The sequence below is a fragment of the Streptomyces sp. XM83C genome (assembly GCF_023072675.1).
In the GTDB taxonomy this organism is placed as follows: Bacteria; Actinomycetota; Actinomycetes; order Streptomycetales; family Streptomycetaceae; genus Streptomyces; species Streptomyces thermocoprophilus.
In genome coordinates, this window is the sequence record NZ_JALLGL010000481.1 from 1 (window position 1) to 2,964 (window position 2,964).

At 72.8% G+C, this 2,964-nt stretch carries 2 protein-coding genes and 1 tRNA gene; 1 reads left to right on the top strand and 2 read right to left on the bottom strand.

Going from position 1 to position 2,964, the window contains the following annotated elements; all coding sequences use genetic code 11:
• Positions 1 to 17: 17 nt before the first annotated feature.
• Complete coding sequence (locus MTQ10_RS29485) at positions 18 to 1,820, bottom strand: beta-ketoacyl-[acyl-carrier-protein] synthase family protein (protein ID WP_247473470.1); 1,803 nt, start codon at positions 1,818 to 1,820, stop codon at positions 18 to 20.
• Between the two features lie 241 nt (positions 1,821 to 2,061).
• Here MTQ10_RS29485 and MTQ10_RS29490 point away from each other — a divergent pair, with 241 nt between their 5' ends.
• A complete protein-coding gene (locus tag MTQ10_RS29490; RefSeq protein ID WP_308404614.1) occupies positions 2,062 to 2,364 on the top strand; it encodes a MarR family winged helix-turn-helix transcriptional regulator in 303 nt (100 codons plus the stop codon).
• 379 nt (positions 2,365 to 2,743) lie between these two features.
• Here the strand turns inward: MTQ10_RS29490 and MTQ10_RS29495 are convergent.
• Positions 2,744 to 2,818, bottom strand: a tRNA-Arg gene (locus tag MTQ10_RS29495).
• Positions 2,819 to 2,964: the final 146 nt, after the last annotated feature.

Consider the following 2,964-nt stretch of genomic DNA (forward strand, 5'->3'; position numbering starts at 1 on the left):
CCCCCGGAAGTGCCCCCTCACACCCTCCGCAGCGCCAGTACGGCGTTGTGCCCGCCGAACCCGAAGGAGTTGCTGAGCACCAGGTCGCCGTCGTCCGGCAGCTCCCGGGGCGCCCCCGTGACGACCTCCGTGCCCAGCTCCCGTATCGCGGCGTCGACCTCCGCGCAGCCCACGGTCGGCGGCATCAGCCGGTGGTGCAGGGTGAGGGCGGCCGCGACGGCCTCGACGCCGCCCGCGGCGCCCTGTAGATGCCCGAGGTGCCCCTTGAGCGCGGTCACCGGCACCGGCCGCTCCCCGAACACGCCCCGCAGTGCGGTGGCCTCGGCGAGGTCGCCCTCGGTGGTGGCGGTGGCGTGCGCGTTGACGTGGACGACGTCCACGGGATGCCCACCCGCGTCCTGTACGGCCTGCCGCAGCGCCCGTGCGACGCCGCTGCCGGTGGGGTCGGGCGCGGCCATGTGGTGGGCGTCGGCGGACAGCCCCCAGCCGGCGGCCTCGCAGTAGATCCGCGCCCCGCGCGCACGCGCGTGCTCCTCGGCCTCCAGCACGAGCACGCCGGCGCCCTCGCCGTTGACGAAACCGTCCCGGTCCTCGGCGAACGGCCGCGACGGCGACTGTTCCCCGTCCACGCCGTGCTGCGACAGTGCCCGCATCGCCGCGAACGAGGCCATGATCGCCGGGGTGACGACCGCCTCGGCGCCCCCGGCGAGGGCGACGTCGACCCGGCCGTACCGGATGCGGTCGATGGCCTCGCCGATCGCCTCGGTGCCGGACGCGCAGGCGGCGGTCACGGTACGGGCCTCGCCGGTGATGTGCAGGTCGAGGGAGACCTGCGAGGCGGCCTGCGACGGCACGGTCATCGGCGTGGTGAGCGGTGACACGCCGCGCGGCCCGCGCTCCCGCAGCCTGCGGTCCCCGCCGACCAGCACGGACGCGTCCCCGAGGATCGCCCCGAGGCTGACGCCGACCCGCGCGGGATCCAGCCCGGCGGCCTCGGTGCCGCCCGCCTCGAACCCGGCGTCGCCCCAGGCCTCCCGGGCCGCGAGCACGGCGAACTGGGCGGCGCGGTTCATACGCCGCGCGGCCGTACGGTCCAGCAGCGACGCCGGGTCCACGGGCACGGTCCCGGCCACCCGCACGGGCAGCTCCTCGAACTCCGGCCCCGTCAACTCCCGTATGCCGTGCCGCCCTTCGAGCAGCCCCCGCCACAGCTCACCGACACCGACACCGAGCGGGGTGACGGCTCCGAGGCCGGTGACGACGACGCGCCGCCCGCGCGGCACAGCGGGCCCGGCCGGCTCGGCGGCGGGCCGTGGCAGATGCCGTACGACGACACCCACGTCCTCGGCGGTACGCGCCCAGTCCCGCACCTGCGCGTCGGAGACGGCGGACCGGTCGTCGCCGCCGGTGGTCGGACGCCAGACGCCCCACCGCCGTACGTAGGTCTCCTCCTCGGCGCCGGGATCGACGGCGCGCAGCACGCTCACCCGGTCCCCGTCCCGCAGCGGGACGTCCTCCAGCAGGTCGGACTCCAGCAGCGGAACGCTGCCCGGATCGACCCGCCGGCTCCCGACGGTGACCCGCTCCTCCCGCGCCACGACCCGCTCCCGGTCCGTCCCGCCGAGCACCGGCCGGCAGGTGAGCCGGATGGTCTCCGGCGACTCGGGCACGGTGTGCACGACGACGTACCACCGCGACAGCTCGGCCTCCTCGGGCGACCGCGCGAGCAGATCCCCCGGGACGACCTCGGCGGCACTGACGACATGGGGGCGGACGGGGACTTCGGGGGTGGGGTTGGACGAGGGCGTGGAAGTGGGCATACCGGACGGACTCCTTGAGGTGAGCGGGGTCACACGACGGCGCATAGGAAGCCGTAAGCGGACGAATCAACTGAACTCAACAAAAGTCGGAAACGCCACAGTTGAACTCCAAACCTGTCCGTTTTGCCCAAATTTAAAGGTGAGGCCGAGATGTGACGCCCCCTCAAGGAGCCTCATCCGAAGGTCACTTACCGGCGGGTCGGGGGGCTTGTGCAACGAATCACCCCCCAGCCTCCGCTCGATGAACCTGGCCCCGCGCCACCTCTCCCTCCTCTTCGACGGCCCGATGCCGGTCAACCAGCTCGCCGCCCGCCGCGAAGCGGCCCCGACCACGGTCAGCCTGATGGTCAGCGGCCTGAACCGTCAGGGCGTGGTCGACCGCACCCTGGACCCCACGGACCGCCGCCGCACGACCGTCCCGATCACCCGGGACCCCGACACACGCGCGGCGGTGGCGGGCTGGCTGGCCAACGGCGCAGACGCCCGGCAGAAGCCTTCGAACCCCTCACCCCGGAACAACGTGCGATGTTCGTCCGGACTCTGAAGACATACGAACGAGCCCGAGGCCGGCCCCGCACCGGCGGACCGGCGACGGAGCCGAACCGTCGCCCCGAGGCTCGTACGAAGTGGGTCGCGTTCGACCCCGCATCCAAGATCGCCGCTGCCCCGGGCATCAGCCCGCCGGAGCTGACGGCGGACACGCGCGTCAAAGGAGCTGGGACCATCGCTCTCACTCCGCACGCGGCAGCGGCCCCAGTTGAGTCCTCGCGCTCTCGCGCTGAGGCGGAGCTGCCGATCCGAGGACTGTCCACGAACAGTCCACCCGCGTCCAAGAACCCTTCGAGCGGCGTTCGCCTGCACATACGCGAAGACCCCGTACTCAGCGTTTCCGCTGGTGACGGGGTCTTTGGACACCAAATCGATGGTGCCCCCGGCAGGATTCGAACCTGCGCACACGGCTCCGGAGGCCGTTGCTCTATCCCCTGAGCTACGGGGGCGTGTCGGCTGCCGGGCGGTGTTGCCCGCGGCGACGGGTAGAACACTACCAGCTCTTTCGGGGTGGTCATCAACGGGTTTCCCGGCGGGTCACCGGCCTGTGACCCGCCGGGAAACCCGTTGATGACCACCCCGAAAGAGCTGGTAG

Coding starts and splice junctions, on each gene's coding strand:
- MTQ10_RS29490 (WP_308404614.1), top strand. CDS start 2,062: ATGAACCTGGCCCCGCGCCACCTCTCCCTCCTCTTCGACGGCCCGATG.
- MTQ10_RS29485 (WP_247473470.1), bottom strand. CDS start 1,820: ATGCCCACTTCCACGCCCTCGTCCAACCCCACCCCCGAAGTCCCCGTC.